Genomic DNA, 20,256 nt, shown 5'->3' on the forward strand with positions numbered 1-20,256 from the left:
TCGTTCACCCCGGCGATCCGACCACAACGGTCAGATCGCAAGCCTCTGTTCGTCACGCCCGGCGGCGAGCCGGGCGACGCCCCATTCGTTATGCAAACGTCTTGGCGAAGCCTTCGACCACCGTCTTGAGCTTGGCGGCGGTGTCGTCGGAAAGATCGCGGCTGTCGCGAATCGCGTTGAGGATCTCGGTGTTCTTGCCGCGCAGCAGCGACAACAAGCCGTCCTCGAAAGCCTTCACCTTGTTCAGCGGCAGCGGATCGAGATAGCCGTTGGTGCCGGCCCAGATCACGCAGACCTGCTCTTCCATCTTCAGCGGCGAGAACTGCGGCTGCTTCAGGAGCTCGGTCAAGCGCGAGCCGCGGTTGAGCAGGCGCTGGGTCGAGGCGTCGAGGTCGGAGCCGAACTGCGCGAACGCCGCCATTTCGCGGTACTGCGCGAGCTCGCCCTTGATCTTGCCGGCGACCTTCTTGGTGGCCTTGGTCTGCGCCGACGAACCGACGCGCGACACCGACAGACCGACGTTCACGGCAGGGCGGATGCCCTGGAAGAACAGGTCGGTTTCCAGAAAGATCTGGCCGTCGGTGATCGAAATCACGTTGGTCGGAATGTAGGCCGACACGTCGTTGGCCTGGGTTTCGATGACTGGCAGCGCAGTCAGCGAGCCCAAACCATGCTCCTTGTTGAGCTTGGCGGCGCGCTCGAGCAGGCGGGAATGCAGGTAGAACACGTCGCCCGGATAGGCCTCGCGACCCGGCGGGCGGCGCAGCAGCAGCGACATCTGGCGATAGGCGACGGCCTGCTTGGACAGATCGTCATAAATGATCACGGCATGCATGCCGTTGTCGCGGAAGTACTCGCCCATCGTGCAGGCGGTGAACGGCGCGATGTACTGCATCGGCGCCGGATCGGACGCGGTCGCCGCGACGATGATCGAGTATTCCAGTGCGCCCTGCTCTTCGAGCACCTTGACGAACTGCGCGACAGTGGAGCGCTTCTGGCCGATCGCGACATAGACGCAATACAGCTTGAGGTTCTCGTCCGGCTGGGAGTTGAGCGGCTTCTGGTTCAGAATGGTGTCGAGCGCGATCGCGGTCTTGCCGGTCTGACGGTCGCCAATGATCAGCTCGCGCTGGCCGCGGCCGATCGGAATCAGCGCATCGATCGCCTTCAGGCCGGTGGCCATCGGCTCGTTCACCGACTTGCGCGGAATGATGCCGGGCGCCTTGACGTCGACGCGCTTGCGTTCGGTCGCCTGGATCGGACCCTTGCCGTCGATCGGGTTGCCGAGCGCGTCGACGACGCGGCCGAGCAGGCCCTTGCCGATCGGCGCGTCCACGATGGCGCGAGTACGCTTGACGGTCTGGCCTTCCTTGATTTCGCGGTCGGCACCGAAGATCACGATACCGACGTTGTCGGTTTCGAGGTTGAGCGCCATGCCGCGGGTGCCGTTCTCGAACTCGACCATTTCACCGGCCTGAACATTGTCGAGGCCGTAGACGCGGGCAATACCGTCACCGACCGACAGCACCTGGCCAACTTCGGTGACTTCGGCTTCCTGGCCGAAATTCTTGATCTGGTCCTTGAGGATCGCAGAAATTTCTGCGGCGCGGATGTCCATCAGCCTGCCTCTTTCATCGCGTTCTTGATCGAATTGAGTTTGGTGCGAAGCGAACTATCCACCATGCGGCTGCCGAGCTTGACCACCAGGCCACCAATAATGGAGGGATCGACCTTCACGTTGAGCGCGACGTCCTTGCCGGTCACTGATTTCAGTGCGGTCTTCAGCGCGTCGAGATTCTTGTCATTGAGCTGCTCGGCGACGGTGACTTCCGCAGTCGCCTCGCCCTTGAACTTCGCCACCAGCGCGCGGTAGGCACGGATCACATCGGCAATGGCGAACAGCCGGCGATTGGCGGTGAGCACTTTCAGGAATTTTGCCGAGGTGCCGGTGATACCGGCCTTGTCGAGCACCACGGTCAGCGCCTTCAACTGGGCGTCCGCGGAAAACACCGGGCTGCGAACGAGGCGCTTGAGATCGGCGCTCTCGTTGAGCATGGCTTCGAATTTGTCGAGGTCGGCCCTGACTTGATCGACGGATTGCTCGTCGCGCGCCAACTCGAACAGGGCCGTTGCGTAACGACCGGACACTCCCGAAACGGACGGATCTTCAGCAGCCACGAGCTCGCTCTTTTTGCTGTCAAATTCGCAAGGGAAAAACCGTCGCCGCCGAAGCAGCGCCTAGCGATCCAAGCCCTTGGAATTCAAGCGGGACCTCGATTTTCGACCGGCACAGGACGTGCCGGGACCGTTAAAATCGCGGCTTTGCTAACATAGCAATCGCGCAGGTGCAACATGACGGCATCGTGAGAGCCGCCTTGTCGCACGCGCTTTTTGACGGCCGCAGCCGACCACCGAATCAATCAAATTCAGCGCTCGGAAATTCGGCGCGCCGGTGCAGATTCGTGCCACCACGGATTTGTTCCATCAAAATTTGCATGGGCCCACGTCCGGTCCCGCAAGGAACCCGAAGCGGCCGTCGCTTCATTTGACGATTACTTACCGAAAACTTACCGCTAATGGCTTAATCAGTATTCACAAATATAATTTTCGTTAAAAATTAGTTAACGAGCAAGATTATGGGACCTCGATTGAATACCCTAAAGCGGTAACAAGATATTTCAGGCCGAGACAATCGGGATTTACTGCCCAATTCGTGCCGCATTGCGAAACCAAACGGCCTTGGTCAACGAAGGGACGGGGGTTCCACTTGCCGCGCTTGTGGCAATACTGTCTGAGGGTCTTAATCAATGCTGAATATCAAGAAGGCGACGCTGGGCAATGTAACCCGGTCGCGTACGGCGCTTGCGTTTGTCGCCGCAACTATCCTGGTCGGGGGCAGCGTGACGGAGGCGTCCGCGAAGTCCAGGCATCACCATCATCGCCACCACCATCATCAAGCCCGCGCCGAAGGCTCGTCATGGCGCGACGCCAACGCATCGATCCAACCGTCCGGCGGCCACGCGTTCTCGGGGATGGCCTCCTTCTACGGCAATGAATCGGGCAGCCGCACCGCTTCCGGCCAGCGCTTCAACCAGAACGCCATGACCGCGGCCCACCGCTCGCTGCCGTTCGGCACCAGGCTCCGCGTCACCCATGGCGGCCGCAGCGTCGTCGTCACCATCAACGATCGTGGCCCGTTCATCCGCGGCCGCGTGCTCGACCTCTCCACCGGCGCAGCCCGAGCCATCGGCCTGACTGGGGCCGGCGTCGGCCGCGTCACTGCCGAGGTCGTCTCCTAACGCGTTCAGTAAGCGTTGCGTTGCGTAGTGGCCGCGAGGCCTGCCTCGCGCGCCGAAATGGCCTGCCGTCGCAAATGATGGCAGGCTTTTTCTTTCTAGGCCCGCCTACAAGAAGCTCTGGGGATCGACGTCGACCTCGAGCTTCAGATTGCCCTGGGTCTTGGGACCCGCGGCCAGCCATTCGCGCAGATATTGCGAGAGGTCGACATTGCGCAGCGACTTCACCAGCAGACGGAAGCGATAACGGCCCTTGATGACGGCAAGCGGCGCCTCGGCGGGGCCGAGCACCTGGATGCGCTCATCGAGCGGCGCCACCGCGGCGAGCTTGCGGGCAAACCCTTCCGCCGTCGGGCGGTCGCCGGCGGAGACGATCAGGCTCGCCAGCCGGCCGAACGGCGGATAGCCGGTGCGTTCGCGAATCTCGATCTCGCTGCCGTAGAACGCCTCGCGGTCGCTTGCGATCAAGGCCTTGATGACCGGATGCTCCGGCTGGTGCGTCTGCAGATAGCCGACGCCGCGGCCCTGGTCGCGGCCGGCGCGGCCGACCACCTGGTTCAGCAGCTGGAACGTTCGCTCGGCGGCGCGCGGATCGCCGTTGCTCAAGCCGAGATCGGCGTCGATGACGCCGACCAGATTGAGCCGCGGGAAATTGTGTCCCTTAGCCACCAGCTGCGTGCCGATAATGATGTCGACGCGGCCCTCGGCGATCTCGTTCAGCTCGCTACGCATGGTCTCGATCGAGGTGATGAGATCGCTCGACAGCACCATGGTGCGGGCCTCGGGAAAAATGCTCGCGGCCTCCTCCTGCAGGCGCTCGACGCCGGGGCCGACCGCGACCAGCGATTCCTCGGCTGCGCAATGCGGGCAGATGTTCGGGCGCGGCATCGAGAAGCCGCAGTGATGACAGACCAGCCGCTGGCGAAAACGATGGTCGACCAGCCATGCGTCGCAGATCGTGCAGGCAAAGCGGTGGCCGCAGGCGCGGCACAGCGTCAGCGGCGCGTAGCCGCGGCGGTTGAGGAACAGCAGCGCCTGCTCGCGGCGCTCGATCGCATGGCGAATCTGCTCGGCCAGCACCGGCGAGATGAAACGCCCGCGCGGCGGCGGGGCGCGGCGCATGTCGATCGCCTCGATATGCGGCATGTGCTGGCCGCCGAACCGCGACGGCAGCGCGACGCGCTGGTAGCGTCCCTTGCGCGCATTGACCTCGCTCTCGACCGACGGCGTGGCCGACGCCAGCACGATCGGGATCTTTGCAATATGGGCGCGGACCACCGCCATGTCGCGCGCGTGGTAATGCGCGCCCTCATCCTGCTTGTAGGCCTGGTCGTGCTCCTCATCGACGATGATGAGGCCGAGATCGGCATAGGGCAAGAACAGCGCCGAGCGGGCGCCGACCACGACCGGCGCCTTGCCCTCCGAGATCGCGGCCCAGTTTCGCGCCCGCGTGCGCGGCGTCAGCTCCGAATGCCACTCCAGCGGCCGCACGCCAAAGCGCTGCGCGAAACGGTCGAGGAACTGGCCGGTCAATGCGATTTCCGGCATCAGGATCAACGTCTGCTTGCCGCGGCGGATATTCTCGGCGATCGCCTCGAAATAGACTTCGGTCTTGCCGGAACCGGTGACGCCGTCGAGCAGTGCGACGTGAAAGCTGCCGCTCGCCGCCAGCGTCCGCATCACATCGACCGCATCGCGCTGCTCGCGCGAAAAATCCGGCTGCGCGAAAGAGGGATCCGGAACGGGTGGCGCAGCCGGCGGCGGCATTGCCTCGACCGTCAGCGTGCCCTCGTCGACCAGGCCGTCGATCACGCCGGAACTGACGCCGGCCTCCCGCGCCGCGTCGGATTTGCCGTGCAGCAGCCGGTCCGACAGCACCTCGATCACGCGCCGGCGCGCCGGTGTCAGGCGCCGCGGCGGCTCGCCGATCAGGCGGACGCCGAGACGCATCCGCTCGGGGCCGAGATTCTCGCCCATTCGCAGCGTCATCCGCAGCACCATGCCGCGCGCCGACAGGGTGTAATTGGAAACCCAGTCGACGAGCTGGCGCAGCTCCGCTCTGAGCGGCGCAACATCGAGCTTCTCGCTGACGTCCTTGAGCCGGTTGTGCAGCCGCGGATCGGGCTTGGCATTCTCGGCCCACACCACGGCGACGACCTCGCGCGGCCCGAGCGGAACGCAGATCACATCGCCGGGCGCAAGCTCCATGCCGCGCGGCACGCGGTAGGAATAGGTCTGGTTCAGCGCGACAGGCACCAGCACGTCGACGATTCGTGTCGTCGATGCGGAGGCTGGGCCGGGGCGCGTGGTATGGTCCATTGGATCAGAACTTTGAACCGAAACGGGCTAGCACCGCTTCGCTCTCTTAGCGAACGGTAAACGAAGGCAGTGCGATATAATCAGGAGAATCGCAGCGCCAATAGCCCCCAGGACATGGCCGCTCAAGACATGGCCGCTCAAGACATGGTCCGGACCGATCAGCCCATCCCACCGCTCGAACTCGACTGCGCCGACGCATCGGTCACGCAGGAGATGACGCGCTGGCTGTCGCATCTGCGCGCGGAACGACGGCTGTCGCCGAAGACGCTCGAGGCCTACACGCGTGATGTACGCCAATGCCTGGCCTTTCTGGCCGAGCACTGGGGCGCGCGCGTCACGCTTGCGGCATTTTCCGCGCTCGAGGCGAGCGATGTCCGCGCCTTTATGGCGATGCGCCGCGCGGACGAAATCGGCGGGCGATCGCTGATGCGGGCGCTGGCCGGCCTGCGTTCGTTCGGACGCTTTCTGGAACGCGAAGGCAAGGGCAAGGTCGGCGCTCTCTCGGCGATTCGCGCACCCAAGGTGGCGAAGAGCCTGCCGAAGCCGATCCATATGGAAGCGGCGAAGCGCTTGGCCGACGCCGACGAGCGCGCCGACGAGACCCGCGAGACCTGGATCCTGGTGCGCGACGCGGCCGTCATGGCGCTGCTCTATGGTTCGGGCCTGCGCATCTCCGAGGCGCTGGGGCTGAAGCGCCGCGACGTGCCGAAGCCGGGCGAAGGCGACGTGCTTGTTGTGACCGGCAAGGGCAACAAGACCCGCATGGTGCCGGTGCTGCAGAACGTGCTGCAACTGATCGCGGACTATGCGGCGATCTGCCCGCATCAGCTCAGTCCGACCGGGGCGATGTTCGTGGGCGCGCGCGGCGGCCCCCTCAGCCCACGCATCATCCAGCTCACCATGGAGCGGCTGCGCGGCGCGCTGGGCCTGCCCGACAGCGCAACGCCCCATGCGTTGCGGCACTCCTTCGCCACGCATCTGCTGAGCCGCGGCGGCGACCTGCGCGCGATCCAGGAATTGCTCGGCCACGCATCGCTGTCGACCACGCAGATCTACACCGGCATCGACAGCGAACGCCTGCTCGAAGTCTATCGCTTCGCGCACCCGCGCGGCTGAGCGCCCGGGTCCAAGCTCAAAATGAGGCGCGGACTCAAGCCCCGCAGCGACGCGCCGTTCATCTTGCGCCGTTCATCTTCATTCATACGGCTGCCACAAACCGCGCGGCCCTTGCCTTGGGCGCCGCATTCGGCAATCGTGGCGCGGTCTCATCCGGAGGGGAATCATGAGCGCACATGAAAGTATGGAGCACGCCGAGCATGCGTCGGGCGAGAACAGGAAGATCGCGCTCCTGATCGCCGTGATCGCACTCTGCCTGGCGCTGTCGGAAACGCTCGGCAAGGGCGCCCAGACCGAATCGATCAGCAAGAATGTCGAGGCGTCCAACCTCTGGGCTTTCTTCCAGGCCAAGAGCATCCGCCGCACCGCAGTGCAGACCGCCGCCGAACAGGGCAAGCTGAACCTCGCAACCACCACCGACGAGGCGGCAAAGGCCGCGCTGCAGAAGCAGATCGACGACTGGCAGAAGACCGCGGCACGCTACCGCTCGGAGCCGGAGACCGGCGAGGGTTCAGAGCAGCTCTCCGAACGCGCCAAGCACGCCGAGCATGAGCGCGACGAGGCCACCGCGAAGTATCATCACTTCGAGCTTGCCTCCGCCGCCTTCCAGATCGCCATCGTGCTGGCGTCTGCGACGATCATCACGGGGATCATTGCGCTGGCCTGGGTGTCAGGCCTGGTGACGCTCGCCGGCGTCGTGATGACATTGCTCGGCCTGTTCCAGCCGCATCTGCTGCATCTGCATTGAGGTGCAAGGCTCCGCTTTGTGACGGAGCAGTGAGCCTTGATCAAAGAACCTTGCTGGTCTGATGCACGCTTTTGCGGAAGCGCGCGATCAGACGCAGCGTGCGCGCGGTCCAGCCCTCGCCGTCGCCACTGATCACCTCGAGGATGCGCCGCTTGACCGGTTCGACCAGCGCGGTGGCCTTGGCCCGCAACCCCATGACGAAATTATAGAGCGCCTCGAACCAGGGCATCTCAAGCAGCTTTGACCGTGTCACGTCGAACAGGAAGGCGGTGACACCGACGCCGACGATCTTGGCGAACAGGATCAGCGAGACCGCACTGAACCAGTATTGGTTCGCCAACAGCCAGAGTCCGACCAGCTTGAGCGGAAACAGCGGGATGAGCGGCACGACGAAGACGATCAGCGTCATCGCCGGCGACAGCGAATCGACCCGGTCGGCAAGCCACTGCTTGAGCGCGCGCAGCGGGATCCACGCGACCACCCGGGCCACGATCGGCTCGAGGTGGTCCCATAGCCAGGCCTCGATCAGGAAGATGATCGCAAGCAGAACCCAGAACGGCTGAAACAGGCGGCGCAACATCGCTATGATCTCTACCCGGCTCGCGCCGAACGTTCGATCACATATGGATGGCGCGCTTGCCCACCGCAAGCGCGGCTTCCTTGATCGCCTCGGAGCGGGTCGGATGGGCGTGGCAGGTGCGCGCCAGATCCTCCGCCGAACCGCCGAATTCCATCAGAACGCAGGCTTCGTGGATCATTTCACCGGCTTCGCGGCCGACAATATGCACGCCGAGCACCCGATCGGTCCTCGCATCTGCGAGAACCTTCACGAAACCGTCGGTGGTCTGGTTGACCTTGGAGCGGCCGTTTGCGGTGAACGGGAATTTGCCGACGGTATACGCGACACCTGCCTGCTTGAGGTCTTCCTCGGTCTTGCCGACCGACGACACTTCCGGCGTGGTATACACAACACCTGGAATGACGTCGTAGTTCACATGGCCGGCCTGACCCGCGATGATCTCCGCGCAGGCAACGCCTTCGTCTTCCGCCTTGTGCGCAAGCATCGGCCCGGCCACGACGTCGCCGATCGCGTAGATGCCCTTCACATTGGTCGAAAAGTGCGCGTCGATCTCGACGCGGCCGCGATTGTCGAGCGCAACGCCGGCTTCCTTCAGCCCGAGGCCCTCGGTGTAGGGCACGCGGCCGATGCACACGAGCACCACGTCGGCTTCGATGGTTTCCGCAGCACCGCCGGCGGCCGGTTCGACCTTGGCCAGCAGCGTCTTGCCCGACGTGTCAACCGAAGTAACCTTGGTGCTCAGCTTGAAGACGAACCCCTGCTTCTCCAGCATGCGCTGGAATTGCTTTGCCACTTCGCCATCCATGCCGGGCAGGATACGGTCGAGGAATTCCACGACCATGACCTCCGCGCCGAGGCGGCGCCACACCGAGCCGAGCTCGAGCCCGATCACGCCGGCGCCGACGATCAGTAATTTTTCCGGCACCTTTTCGAGCGACAGCGCGCCGGTCGACGACACGATGCGCTTCTCGTCGATGTCGATGCCCTTGAGCCGCGCGATATCGGAGCCGGTGGCGATCACGATGTTCCTGGTCTCGACGGTTTCAGCCTTGCCGTTGCCGGAGACCTCGACCTTTCCGGCACCGAGGATCTTGCCGGTGCCCTTGAGCACGTCGATCTTGTTCTTCTTCATCAGGAACTCGACGCCCTTGACGTTGCCGTCGATGCCCTGTTGCTTGAAGTTCATCATCGCGGGCAGATCGAGCTTCGGCGCCGGGACGCTGACGCCCATCTTGGCGAAGGAGTGCGCGGCTTCCTCGAACATCTCGGAGGCGTGCAGCAGCGCCTTCGACGGCATGCAGCCGACGTTGAGGCAGGTGCCGCCCAGCGTCGCGTCCTTCTCGACGACGGCAACCTTCATGCCGAGTTGCGCCGCGCGGATCGCGCAGACATATCCGCCGGGGCCGGTGCCGATAACGACGAGATCGTAAGATGCCATGATGGAAGGTCCTGTAGCTAAACTCTGTGACAGTTAGGCGGGCGCGATCTTGTCCGGAGACCGCCGCGTCCTGCTTTTTGATGGTGTGCTAGCGACCGCCCGACACGTCGAGGATCGCGCTGGTGACGTAGGAAGCCTCGTCCGAGATCAGCCAGACGATGGCGTTGGCGATTTCATCGGCCGTGCCGACACGCTTCATCGGCACCATGTGGGCGAGTCGATGCGCGCGATCAGGCTCGCCGCCCGCGGCATGGATGTCGGTATCGATCAGGCCGGGACGAATGCCGGCGACACGGATGCCTTCGCCAGCGACTTCGTAGCCGAGGCCGACCGTGAAGGAATCGATCGCGCCCTTGGAGGCGGCATAGTCGACATAGGTGTTGGGTGCGCCGAGCCGCGCCGCGACCGAGGAGAGGTTGACGATCACGCCACCCTTGCCGCCGTGCTTTGTCGACATGCGCTTTACCGCCTCGCGCGCGCACAAGATGCTGCCGGTGACGTTGACCGCCATCATCTGCTGGATGCGCTCGGCCGACATCTCGTCGACACGTACGCCACTCTTGCCGACAATGCCGGCATTGTTGACCAGCGCGCCGAGCGTGCCGAAGCTATCGGCAGTCTTGAACAGCGCCAGGATGTCCTGCTCGCTGCCGACATCGCATCTCACCGCGATCGCCTTGCTGTTCCTGGCCTCGATCGCGGCGACGACCTCGTCCGCTGCTGCCTGGTTGGACGCATACCCAACCACGATGTGGTAGCCGCGCGCAGCAGCGGCAAGCGCGGTAGCGCGGCCGATGCCGCGGCTGCCGCCGGTGATGACAACGACCTTATCCGTCACATTGATCCCCAAAGGTGAGCACCCAACAGATCGTGACGCCCGAGCCGATCGGGCGCCACGCGCGAATGTCTTTACAGATCCAGCACCAGGCGGGCCGGGTCTTCCAGGCTCTCCTTGACGCGCACCAGGAAGGTGACCGCTTCCTTGCCGTCGATGACGCGGTGATCGTAGGACAGCGCCAGATACATCATCGGCCGCACCTCGATCTTGCCGCCGACCACCATCGGCCGCTCCTGGATCTTGTGCATGCCGAGGATGCCGGACTGCGGCGCATTGAGGATCGGCGTCGACATCAGCGAGCCGTAGATGCCGCCATTGGTGATGGTGAAGGTGCCGCCCTGCATCTCGTCGATCTTGAGCTGACCATCGCGGGCGCGGCGGCCGTAATCGGCGATTCCCTTCTCGATCTCGGCGATCGACTTGTGGTCGCAGTCGCGTACCACGGGCACAACGAGACCGCGGTCGGTGCCGACCGCAACGCCGATGTGATAGTAGTTCTTGTAGATCAGGTCAGAGCCGTCGATCTCGGCGTTGACGGCCGGAATGTCCTTCAATCCCTGCACCACCGCTTTGGTGAAGAAGCCCATGAAACCGAGCTTCGAGCCGTGCTTCTTCTCGAACGTGTCCTTGTAGAGCGCACGCAGCTTCATCACCTCGGTCATGTCGACCTCGTTGAAGGTCGTCAGCATCGCGGCGGTGTTCTGCACGTCCTTGAGGCGGCGCGCGATGGTCTGGCGCAGCCGGGTCATCTTCACGCGCTCCTCGCGCGCGGCGTCGTCCGCCGGGGACGGCGCGCGGACCTGCACGGCGGCGGCCGGCTGGTTGACCGGGGTCGGCGCCGAGGCGGCCTTCTCGATCGCGGCCAGCATATCGCCCTTGGTCACACGGCCATCCTTGCCCGAGCCCGGGACGGTGGAGGCATCGATGCCGCTTTCGGCGGACAGCTTGCGGACCGAGGGTGCCAGCGGCGCATCCACCGGCGGCGCCTTCGGCGCAGCGGCAGGAGCCGGTGCGGGGGCCGCAGCTGCCGCAGGCGCGGCGGTCTTGGCGGGAGCTGCCGCGGCAGCGGACTTGGCCGGGGCAGCGCCGTCATTGATCTGGCCGAGCAGCGCGCCGACGGCGACGGTCTCGCCGTCCCTGGCGATGATCTCACCAAGCGTGCCGGCGACCGGCGCGGGCACCTCGATGGTGACCTTGTCGGTCTCCAGCTCCACCAACGGCTCGTCCACCGCGACGGCCTCACCGGCCTGCTTGAACCAGCGGCCAATCGTCGCCTCGGTCACGGATTCGCCGAGCGTTGGAACGCGAATTTCAGTCATGGTCTTTTCCTCGATAACCTTGCGGTCGCATAATTTGCGGTCGTAACTTGCCCTGCCACCGTCCGCCAAAGCGAACGACCCGGTACTCCGTGACGACAACCATTCTGCTGGGTGACGCGGGATACCGGATGCCCCGCTTTCGCGGGGCATGGCTTCAGTGAAGGTCGTTAGTTCAGTGCGTCGTCGAGCAGCGCCTTGAGCTGCGCCAGATGTTTCGACATCAAGCCAGTGGCGGTCGCCGCCGAGGCCGGACGGCCGGCATAGCGCGGACGCTTGTTGGCTGCGTGGATCTGGTTCAGCACCCACTCCAGATACGGCTCGATGAAGTGCCAGGAGCCCATATTGCGCGGCTCCTCCTGGCACCAGACCACCTCGGCACCCTTGAAGCGGCCGAGCTCCTGCACCAGCGCCTTCAACGGCACCGGATAGAGCTGCTCGATGCGCAGCAGATAGATGTCGTTGATGCCGCGCTTCTCGCGCTCCTCGTAGAGGTCGTAATAGACCTTGCCGGAGCACAGCACGACGCGGCGGATCTTGGCGTCAGGCACCAGCTTGATCTTCTCGTCCGGCAGCATCTGCGCGTCGTCGTACAGGATGCGGTGGAAGGTGGCGTTCTGGCCGAGTTCGTCGAGCCGCGACACGGCGCGCTTGTGGCGGAGCAGCGACTTCGGCGTCATCAGGATCAGCGGCTTGCGGATCTCACGATGCAGCTGGCGCCGCAGCACGTGGAAATAGTTCGCCGGCGTGGTCGGATTGACCACCTGCATGTTGTCTTCGGCGCACATCTGCAGGAAACGCTCGAGGCGCGCGGAGGAGTGCTCCGGTCCCTGCCCTTCGTAGCCATGCGGCAGCAGGCAGACGAGGCCCGACATGCGGAGCCACTTGCGTTCGCCCGAGGAGATGAACTGGTCGAACACCACCTGCGCACCGTTGGCGAAGTCGCCGAACTGCGCTTCCCAAAGCGCCAGCGCATTCGGCTCGGCGAGCGAATAGCCGTACTCGAAGCCGAGCACCGCCTCTTCCGACAGCAGCGAGTTGATGACCTCATAGTGGCCGGTATCGGCGCCGCCGAGATGGTTGAACGGCGTGTAACGGCTCTCATCCTCCTGATCGATCAGGACCGAGTGGCGCTGCGAGAAGGTGCCGCGTTCGGAATCCTGGCCGGACAGGCGGACATGATGGCCTTCCTGCAGCAGCGTGCAGAACGCCAGCGCCTCGCCGGTCGCCCAGTCGATGCCGACGCCGGTGTCGATCGCCTTGGCGCGATTGTCCAGGAACCGCTGGATGGTACGGTGAACCCGGAAGCCATCGGGCACCTTGGTGATCTTGCGGCCGATGTCCTTGAGCACTGCGACATCGACACCGGTGATGCCACGGCGCGCATCTTCTTCCTGATCGGCCGACTTGAACCCGGCCCATTTGCCGTCGAGCCAGTCGGCCTTGTTCGGCTTGTAGCCCGAGCCGGCTTCGAGCTCGGCATCGAGCCGCGCGCGCCAATCGGCCTTGGCCTTCTCGACCTCGCCCTCGGTCAACACGCCGTCGGCAACCAGCCGCTTGGCGTAGATCTCCAGCGTCGACGGGTGAGAGGCGATCTTCTTGTACATCACCGGCTGGGTGAACGCCGGCTCGTCGCCCTCGTTGTGGCCGTGGCGCCGGTAGCAGAACATGTCGATGACGACCGGCTTGTGGAATTTCTGCCGGAACTCGATCGCGACCTTGGCCGCGAACACCACGGCCTCCGGATCGTCGCCATTCACATGGAAGATCGGCGCATCGATCATCTTCGCCACGTCAGACGGATAGGGCGACGAGCGCGAATAGCGCGGATAGGTGGTGAAGCCGATCTGGTTGTTGACGATGAAGTGCAGCGAGCCGCCGGTGCGGTAGCCCTTCAGGTCGGACAGGCTGAAGCATTCCGCCACCACGCCCTGGCCCGCGAACGCCGCGTCGCCGTGCATCAGGAGCGGCAGCACCGAGATGCGCATGTCCGGCGGATCGCCGTGCTGATCCTGCTTGGCGCGCACCTTGCCCATCACGACCGGATCGACGATCTCGAGATGCGACGGATTTGCGGTCAGCGACAGATGGATGTTGTTGCCGTCGAACTCGCGGTCCGAGGAGGCACCGAGGTGATACTTGACGTCGCCGGAGCCTTCGACCGAGTCCGGGTTGGCCGAACCACCCTTGAATTCATGGAACAGCGCGCGGTGCGGCTTGCCCATCACCTGGGTCAGCACATTGAGGCGGCCGCGATGCGGCATGCCGACCACGATCTCCTTCACGCCGAGATTGCCGCCGCGCTTGATGATCTGCTCGAGCGCCGGGATCAGCGATTCAGCACCGTCGAGGCCGAAGCGCTTGGTGCCGGTGAACTTGGTGTCGCAGAACTTTTCAAATCCGTCCGCCTCGATCAGCTTGTTGAGGATCGCGCGGCGTCCCTCGGGCGTGAAGCTGATCTCCTTGTCCGGACCTTCGATGCGCTCCTGGATCCACGCCTTCTGCGCGGCATTGGAGATGTGCATGAATTCGACGCCGAGCGTCTGGCAATAGGTGCGTTCGCAGATCTGCACGATCTCGCGCAGCGTGCCGTATTCGAGGCCGAGCACATGGTCGAGGAAGATCTTGCGGTCGAAGTCGGCCTCGGTGAAGCCGTAGGAGCGCGGATCGAGTTCCTCGCGATCACGCGGCGCCTCGATGCCGAGCGGATCGAGCTTGGCGTGAAAATGGCCGCGCATGCGATAGGCGCGGATCAGCATCAGCGCGCGAACCGAATCGCGGGTGGCCTGATGTACGTCGGCGTCGGAAAGCTCGGCGCCCTTGGCCTGCGCCTTGGCCGCAAGCTTGGTACCGACCGCCTTCTCGACCTGGGCCCAGTTGCCGTCGAGCGCCGAGGTCAGTTCGTCACGTGGCGTCACCGGCCAGTTGACCCGGCCCCACGAGGCGCCCTCGGCGTTCTTCTGCACGTCCGCCGGGGCGTCCTTCAGGCTCTTGAAGAAATCCTGCCATTCGGCGTCGACGGAGGACGGGTCCTGCTCATAGCGGGCGTAGAGGTCGTCGATGTAGGCGGCGTTGGTGCCCTGCAGGAATGATGAGAGTGCAAAAGCGGCGTTCGCGTCTTGGCGAGACATGGGGCAGTCCTGGTGATTTTTTTCGGTTCGCGCGTAGAAGACGGCGCTGGTGCCGGTCTGGAAGTGCGCCGGCTGGATTGATACCCTTTACCCTATCTAGGACAGATATTCCTGCCTAAAAGAACTAAGAAATGAACCTATTTTCATATTTTATTGATCAGCATTCTGACGGCAAAACGTAATAAAAAGGCGGGTTCCCCAAGGAGAACCCGCCCCAAACCACGCCAAACCTCGAAGGAACTTCGCCGGCGGCGGCTACTTCAGCATCTCGGCGAGGGTGTGCCCGAGCCGCGCCGGCGACGGCGACACCTTGATACCGGCCGCCTCCATCGCCGCGGTCTTGGAGCCGGCATCGCCCTTGCCGCCGGAGATGATCGCGCCGGCATGGCCCATGCGGCGGCCGGGAGGTGCGGTGACACCGGCAATAAAGCCGACCATCGGCTTCTTGCGGCCGCGCTTGGCCTCGTCCTTGAGGAACTGGGCGGCGTCTTCCTCGGCGGAGCCGCCGATCTCGCCGATCATGACGATCGACTTGGTCCTCTCGTCGGCCAGGAACATCTCCAGCACGTCGATGAACTCGGTGCCCTTGACCGGGTCGCCGCCGATGCCGACCGCGGTGGTTTGGCCCAGGCCCTCCTGGGTGGTCTGGAACACCGCCTCATAGGTCAGGGTGCCGGAGCGCGAGACGATGCCGACCGAGCCGGGCTTGAAGATGTTGGCCGGCATGATGCCGATCTTGCACTCGCCGGCGGTCATCACGCCCGGGCAGTTCGGCCCGATCAGCCGCGACTTCGAGCCGGACAGCGAGCGCTTCACGCGCACCATGTCGAGCACCGGGATGCCCTCGGTGATGCAGACGATCAGCGGGATCTCCGCATCGATCGCCTCGCAGATCGCGTCCGCCGCCCCCGGCGGCGGGACATAGACCACGCTGGCGTCGGCGCCGGTCTTCTCACGCGCTTCGGCGACGGTATCGAACACCGGCAGGCTGAGGTGGGTCGAGCCGCCTTTGCCCGGCGCCACGCCGCCGACCATCTTGGTGCCGTAAGCGATCGCCGCTTCCGAATGGAATGTACCGTTCTTGCCGGTGAAGCCCTGGCAGATGACCTTGGTGTTCTTGTCGATCAAAATTGACATGGGTTGCTTTCGCGAGACGAGCGGTGAAGGGTTTCAGTGAACACGCCGGTAGACGCCGGTGAGCACGTCGGCCCATCCTTCCGCGTCAGGCGAGAATTGGATCTTCAAGTTGTAGGTGTCGTCGTCGACGACCTCGTAGACGTGACGGGCATTGCCGCGCAGCGAGCCGCGCACCAGGATCAGCGACTTGGCCGCCCAGCCGCCGGAGGCCGGCGACGGCGGATAGTAGCCGAGCGAATCGTGCCAGAATAATTTGTAGGCCCGATCGTCGCGGTCGTAGGTGAAGACGCCGTGGGTGGCAAAGCTCTCCTTGCCGTCACGGGTCTGCACGCTGTCCTGGATCAGGTAGAAGCCGTTGAGCGCGATGCGCGCAACGACATGCGAGGAGGCCGGGCCGCCCGCGGTCCAGCGCGAGGGATGGACCATCTCTTCGCCGTTCCACTCGCCGGCGAAGACCGCGAGCTTGCGGTGCTCTTCCAGTGGTGTCGGGGCGTCGAGATGATCGGCCATCGTCAGCCTTCCTTGACGGCTTTCACGATCTTCTGTGCGGCGTCATCGAGATTGTCGGCGGGCAGAACGTTGAGACCGCTGTCGCGGATGATCTTCTTGCCCTGCTCGACATTGGTGCCTTCCAGACGTACCACCAGCGGCACCTTGAGGCCGACTTCCTTCACGGCCGCAACGACGCCCTCGGCGATCACGTCGCACTTCATGATGCCGCCGAAGATGTTGACCAGGATGCCCTTCACGTTCGGATCGGCGGTGATGATCTTGAAGGCCGCCGCGACCTTCTCCTTGCTGGCGCCGCCGCCGACGTCGAGGAAGTTCGCCGGCTCCATGCCGTAGAGCTTGATGATGTCCATCGTCGCCATGGCCAGGCCGGCACCATTGACCATGCAGCCGATCGTGCCGTCGAGCGCGACGTAGTTGAGGTCGAACTTCGAGGCCTCGATCTCCTTGGCATCCTCTTCGGTCTCGTCGCGCAGCGCCACGATATCCAGGTGGCGATAAAGCGCGTTGCTGTCGAATGACACCTTGGCGTCGAGCACGCGGAGCTGGCCCTGCTTGGTGACGACCAGCGGATTGATCTCGAGCATCGCCATGTCCTTGGCGACGAACGCGGCGTAGAGCTGACTGGTCAGCTTCTCGGCCTGTTTGGCGAGATCGCCCTTTAGCTTCAGCGCCTCGGCGACGGTGCGACCGTGGTGAGGCATGATGCCGGTGGCGGGATCGACCGAAAACGAGACGATCTTTTCCGGCGTCGAATGCGCGACGTCCTCGATGTTGACGCCGCCTTCGGTCGATACCACGAAGGAAATTTCGGAGGTCTCGCGATTGACCAGGATCGAGAGGTAGAACTCCTTGTCGATGTCGGAGCCTTCCTCGATGTAGAGGCGGTTGACCTGCTTGCCGTGCGGGCCGGTCTGCACCGTGACCAGCGTCGCGCCGAGCATCTGCTTGGCGAATTCGTCGACCTCGGCGACCGACTTGGCGATGCGGACACCGCCCTTGTCGCCGGCAGATGCCTCCTTGAACTTGCCCTTGCCGCGGCCGCCGGCATGGATCTGGCTCTTCACCACCCAGATCGGGCCGGGCAGTTGCTTCGCTGCCGCGTCGGCCTCTTCCGATTTCAGTATCGGAACGCCGCGCGAGATCGGCACGCCGAATTCGTGCAGCAGAGCCTTGGCCTGGTATTCGTGGATATTCATGGAAAGACGCTCCCAAACCCTCGTGCGGCGAACTTCACGTCAGCCTTGACGTTGGCATACCATATACCAGAGTCCGCGCAACTACTAAATCCGCTCGAATTTCATCATCTTGCACCCGACAGGCGATTGAGATCGCCTATCGGGCCATTGCCGATTGAGATTACTTGCCGAGCAGATCGGGCGCGATCTTCTTGCAGGCGTCGACCAGGCCCTGCACTGAGGCAACCGACTTGTCGAAGGCCTCACGGTCCTTGCCGGCGAGCTCGATCTCGACGATGCGCTCGACCCCTTTGGAGCCGATCACGGTGGGCACGCCGACATACATGTCCTTCACGCCGTACTCGCCGTTGAGATAGGCGGCGCAGGGCAGCACGCGCTTCTTGTCCTTCAGATAGCTCTCGGCCATCTGGATCGCCGAAGCCGCCGGCGCGTAGAAGGCGGAGCCGGTCTTGAGGAGATTGACGATCTCGGCGCCGCCATTGCGGGTGCGATCGACGATCTCATCGATGCGCGCCTGCGAGGTCCACCCCATCTTGACGAGGTCGGGCAGCGGAATGCCGGCAACGGTCGAGTAGCGGGTCAGCGGCACCATGGTATCGCCGTGGCCGCCGAGCACGAAGGCGGTGACGTCTTCGACCGAAACGTTGAATTCGTCGGCCAGGAAATAGCGGAAGCGCGCCGAGTCGAGCACGCCAGCCATGCCGACCACCTTCTTGTGCGGCAGGCCGGAGGCCTTCTGCAGCGCCCAGACCATCGCGTCCAGCGGGTTGGTGATGCAGATGACGAAGGCGTCGGGCGCGTACTTCTTGATGCCGGCGCCGACCTGCTCCATGACCTTGAGGTTGATGGAGAGGAGATCGTCGCGGCTCATGCCGGGCTTGCGCGGCACGCCCGCGGTGACGATGCAGACCTTGGCGCCGTCGAGCGCTTCATAGGAGTTGGCGCCGACCAGATTGGAGTCGAAGCCGTCGACCGGCGACGACTGCGCGATGTCGAGCGCCTTGCCCTGCGGCACGCCCTCGGCGATATCGAACAGCACGACGTCTCCGAGTTCCTTGAGGCCAACGAGGTGCGCCAGCGTTCCGCCGATCTGTCCGGAGCCAATCAGAGCAATCTTGTCGCGTGCCATGGGAAATCAGTCCTTTGAACTGGTGCAGGAGGGAGGGAAGTCGATTGCAAGGGTGGTTATCCCTTTCGAATGATCCATTCAAGTCGCGGTCTGCCCGATCGCGGGCCCTGCCTCCAATTCGATCAGGCATGCCAGCGACATCCACCCCGGAGACACGAAAAGTTGCTCCGATCCGGACCGCGCGCAAGACCGAATTTCAAGACCGAGTTTCGAGGCCGAATTTCAGGTCTCGACCAGGCCGGTCGACGCGCCGCTCGCCGACGAGTCCTTCCGGCCATGCGGCAGCGCCAGGTAGGATTCCGAGCTCATCTCGATCAGGCGCGAGGACGTGCGCTTGAACTCCATCGCCTCGATGCCGTCGGTCGCAAGGTACAGCGACACCGGATCGGCCTCGGCCGAGGCCATCAGCTTCACGGCATTGTCATAGAGCGTGTCGATCAGCGAGATGAAGCGCTTGGCGGCGTTGCGCTCGGCGTAATCCATCACCGGAATGTGGTCGATCAGGATGGTGTGGTAGTCGTGCGCGAGCCTGAGGTAGTCGGACGCGGCAAGCGGCTTCTCGCAGATGTCCATGAAGCTGAAGCGCGCGACGCCGTGCGCCGAGCACGGCACGTTCAGGATGCGTCCCTTGATCGGAATGAGGCGCGCCTTGCAAGGCGCGTTGCCGGTCATCTTGCGCCAGGCCGCGTTGAGCGCGGCATCGGCCGCGTCATCCGCGGGCACCAGCCACATCTTTACGCCGACGAGTTTCTCCAGCCGGAAGTCGGTGCGTGCATCGAGCCGCAGCACGTCCATATGGTCGGAGATCTGTGCGATGAACGGCAGGAACAGCGCGCGATTGAGGCCGCCCTTGTAGAGATCATCCGGCGCGACGTTCGAGGTCGCGACCACGACGGTGCCGAGATCGAACAGCTTTGCGAACAGCCGCCCGAGGATCATCGCGTCCGCGATGTCGGTGACGTGGAATTCGTCGAAGCAGAGCAGCCAGGCCTCGTCGAAGATCGCCTGCGCGGTGAGCGCGATCACGTCGCCGTCCACGATCTCGCCGCGCGCGATCTGCTGGCGGTAGCCATAGATCCGCTCATGCGCCTCGGCCATGAATTCGTGGAAGTGCGCGCGGCGCTTGTGCTCGACCGGGCTCTGCTGGAAGAACAGGTCCATCAGCATGGTCTTGCCGCGACCGACCTCACCATGGACGTAGAGCCCGCGCGGCGGCTTGTCGTCCTTGTCGCCGCCGAACAGCCGTCCAAGCAGGCTCTGCTTGCGCTGCGGCTTGTAGCTCGCGAGCCGCTCCTCCAGCGCGCCGAATGCGTCGGCAGCGCGGGCCTGCGCAGGATCAGCCTCGATCGCGCCGGAGGCGACCAGGGCGTTGTAGTGTTCGAGAAAGGAACTCGGCGAGGTGGACAGCATGGGCCCACCTTACGGCCCTAGTGCGCGGAAAATTGCAAGCCGTGAATTGTGCCAGTGGGGTATGCAAGTGGGTGTGCAAGCGCAAGCCC

At 64.1% G+C, this 20,256-nt stretch carries 16 protein-coding genes; 3 read left to right on the forward strand and 13 right to left on the reverse strand.

Annotation, left to right across the window (positions count from 1 at the left end):
• Positions 1 to 88: 88 nt before the first annotated feature.
• Together atpA and ABIB78_RS27350 are read right to left on the reverse strand one after the other, a co-directional pair.
• Positions 89 to 1,618 (reverse strand): F0F1 ATP synthase subunit alpha, encoded by a 1,530-nt coding sequence (gene atpA, locus ABIB78_RS27345; protein ID WP_429029915.1) that lies wholly within the window; start codon positions 1,616 to 1,618, stop codon positions 89 to 91.
• Positions 1,618 to 2,178 (reverse strand): F0F1 ATP synthase subunit delta, encoded by a 561-nt coding sequence (locus tag ABIB78_RS27350; RefSeq protein WP_429029917.1) that lies wholly within the window; start codon positions 2,176 to 2,178, stop codon positions 1,618 to 1,620. The genes atpA and ABIB78_RS27350 overlap by 1 nt, the downstream gene beginning before the upstream one ends.
• Positions 2,179 to 2,807: 629 nt before the next feature.
• On the opposite strand from ABIB78_RS27350, the gene ABIB78_RS27355 reads away from it, so the two are divergent.
• Positions 2,808 to 3,299, forward strand: coding sequence for a septal ring lytic transglycosylase RlpA family protein (locus ABIB78_RS27355; protein ID WP_429029919.1), 492 nt, complete (start codon positions 2,808 to 2,810; stop codon positions 3,297 to 3,299).
• Positions 3,300 to 3,404: 105 nt separating this feature from the next.
• On the opposite strand, the gene ABIB78_RS27360 is transcribed toward ABIB78_RS27355, so the two are convergent.
• The gene (locus tag ABIB78_RS27360; RefSeq protein ID WP_429029922.1) at positions 3,405 to 5,615 is read right to left on the reverse strand and encodes a primosomal protein N'; all 2,211 of its coding nucleotides are present in this window, start codon (positions 5,613 to 5,615) and stop codon (positions 3,405 to 3,407) included.
• Positions 5,616 to 5,759: 144 nt separating this feature from the next.
• Between ABIB78_RS27360 and ABIB78_RS27365 the strand changes: the two genes are divergently transcribed.
• On the forward strand, positions 5,760 to 6,731 hold the full coding sequence (locus ABIB78_RS27365) for a tyrosine recombinase XerC (RefSeq protein ID WP_429030068.1): 972 nt from the start codon (positions 5,760 to 5,762) through the stop codon (positions 6,729 to 6,731).
• A gap of 166 nt (positions 6,732 to 6,897) precedes the next feature.
• Positions 6,898 to 7,479, forward strand: a complete 582-nt coding sequence (locus ABIB78_RS27370; protein WP_429029925.1) for a DUF4337 domain-containing protein — start codon at positions 6,898 to 6,900, stop codon at positions 7,477 to 7,479.
• A 40-nt stretch (positions 7,480 to 7,519) separates the two neighbouring features.
• On the opposite strand, the gene ABIB78_RS27375 is transcribed toward ABIB78_RS27370, so the two are convergent.
• The 10 genes from ABIB78_RS27375 to zapE form a co-directional block, all read right to left on the reverse strand.
• Positions 7,520 to 8,059, reverse strand: coding sequence for a hypothetical protein (locus tag ABIB78_RS27375; RefSeq protein WP_429029926.1), 540 nt, complete (start codon positions 8,057 to 8,059; stop codon positions 7,520 to 7,522).
• Positions 8,060 to 8,096: 37 nt separating this feature from the next.
• A complete protein-coding gene (lpdA, locus tag ABIB78_RS27380; protein ID WP_429029929.1) occupies positions 8,097 to 9,497 on the reverse strand; it encodes a dihydrolipoyl dehydrogenase in 1,401 nt (466 codons plus the stop codon).
• Positions 9,498 to 9,585: 88 nt separating this feature from the next.
• Positions 9,586 to 10,335, reverse strand: coding sequence for an SDR family oxidoreductase (locus ABIB78_RS27385; protein ID WP_429029931.1), 750 nt, complete (start codon positions 10,333 to 10,335; stop codon positions 9,586 to 9,588).
• 71 nt (positions 10,336 to 10,406) lie between these two features.
• Complete coding sequence (gene odhB, locus ABIB78_RS27390) at positions 10,407 to 11,654, reverse strand: 2-oxoglutarate dehydrogenase complex dihydrolipoyllysine-residue succinyltransferase (RefSeq protein WP_429029933.1); 1,248 nt, start codon at positions 11,652 to 11,654, stop codon at positions 10,407 to 10,409.
• Between the two features lie 167 nt (positions 11,655 to 11,821).
• Positions 11,822 to 14,782, reverse strand: a complete 2,961-nt coding sequence (locus ABIB78_RS27395; protein WP_429029934.1) for a 2-oxoglutarate dehydrogenase E1 component — start codon at positions 14,780 to 14,782, stop codon at positions 11,822 to 11,824.
• Between the two features lie 255 nt (positions 14,783 to 15,037).
• Positions 15,038 to 15,919: a succinate--CoA ligase subunit alpha gene (gene sucD, locus ABIB78_RS27400; RefSeq protein ID WP_429029936.1), complete on the reverse strand. Its 882-nt coding sequence runs from the start codon at positions 15,917 to 15,919 to the stop codon at positions 15,038 to 15,040.
• A gap of 33 nt (positions 15,920 to 15,952) precedes the next feature.
• Positions 15,953 to 16,429, reverse strand: a complete 477-nt coding sequence (locus ABIB78_RS27405) for a DUF1579 family protein (protein WP_429029938.1) — start codon at positions 16,427 to 16,429, stop codon at positions 15,953 to 15,955.
• 2 nt (positions 16,430 to 16,431) lie between these two features.
• Positions 16,432 to 17,628: an ADP-forming succinate--CoA ligase subunit beta gene (gene sucC, locus ABIB78_RS27410; protein ID WP_429029940.1), complete on the reverse strand. Its 1,197-nt coding sequence runs from the start codon at positions 17,626 to 17,628 to the stop codon at positions 16,432 to 16,434.
• Between the two features lie 160 nt (positions 17,629 to 17,788).
• Positions 17,789 to 18,757: a malate dehydrogenase gene (gene mdh, locus ABIB78_RS27415; protein ID WP_166213281.1), complete on the reverse strand. Its 969-nt coding sequence runs from the start codon at positions 18,755 to 18,757 to the stop codon at positions 17,789 to 17,791.
• A 222-nt stretch (positions 18,758 to 18,979) separates the two neighbouring features.
• A complete protein-coding gene (zapE, locus tag ABIB78_RS27420) occupies positions 18,980 to 20,167 on the reverse strand; it encodes a cell division protein ZapE (protein WP_429029944.1) in 1,188 nt (395 codons plus the stop codon).
• Positions 20,168 to 20,256 lie beyond the last annotated feature (89 nt).

Source organism: Bradyrhizobium sp. I1.14.4 (assembly GCF_050435825.1).
Lineage (GTDB): Bacteria > Pseudomonadota > Alphaproteobacteria > Rhizobiales > Xanthobacteraceae > Bradyrhizobium.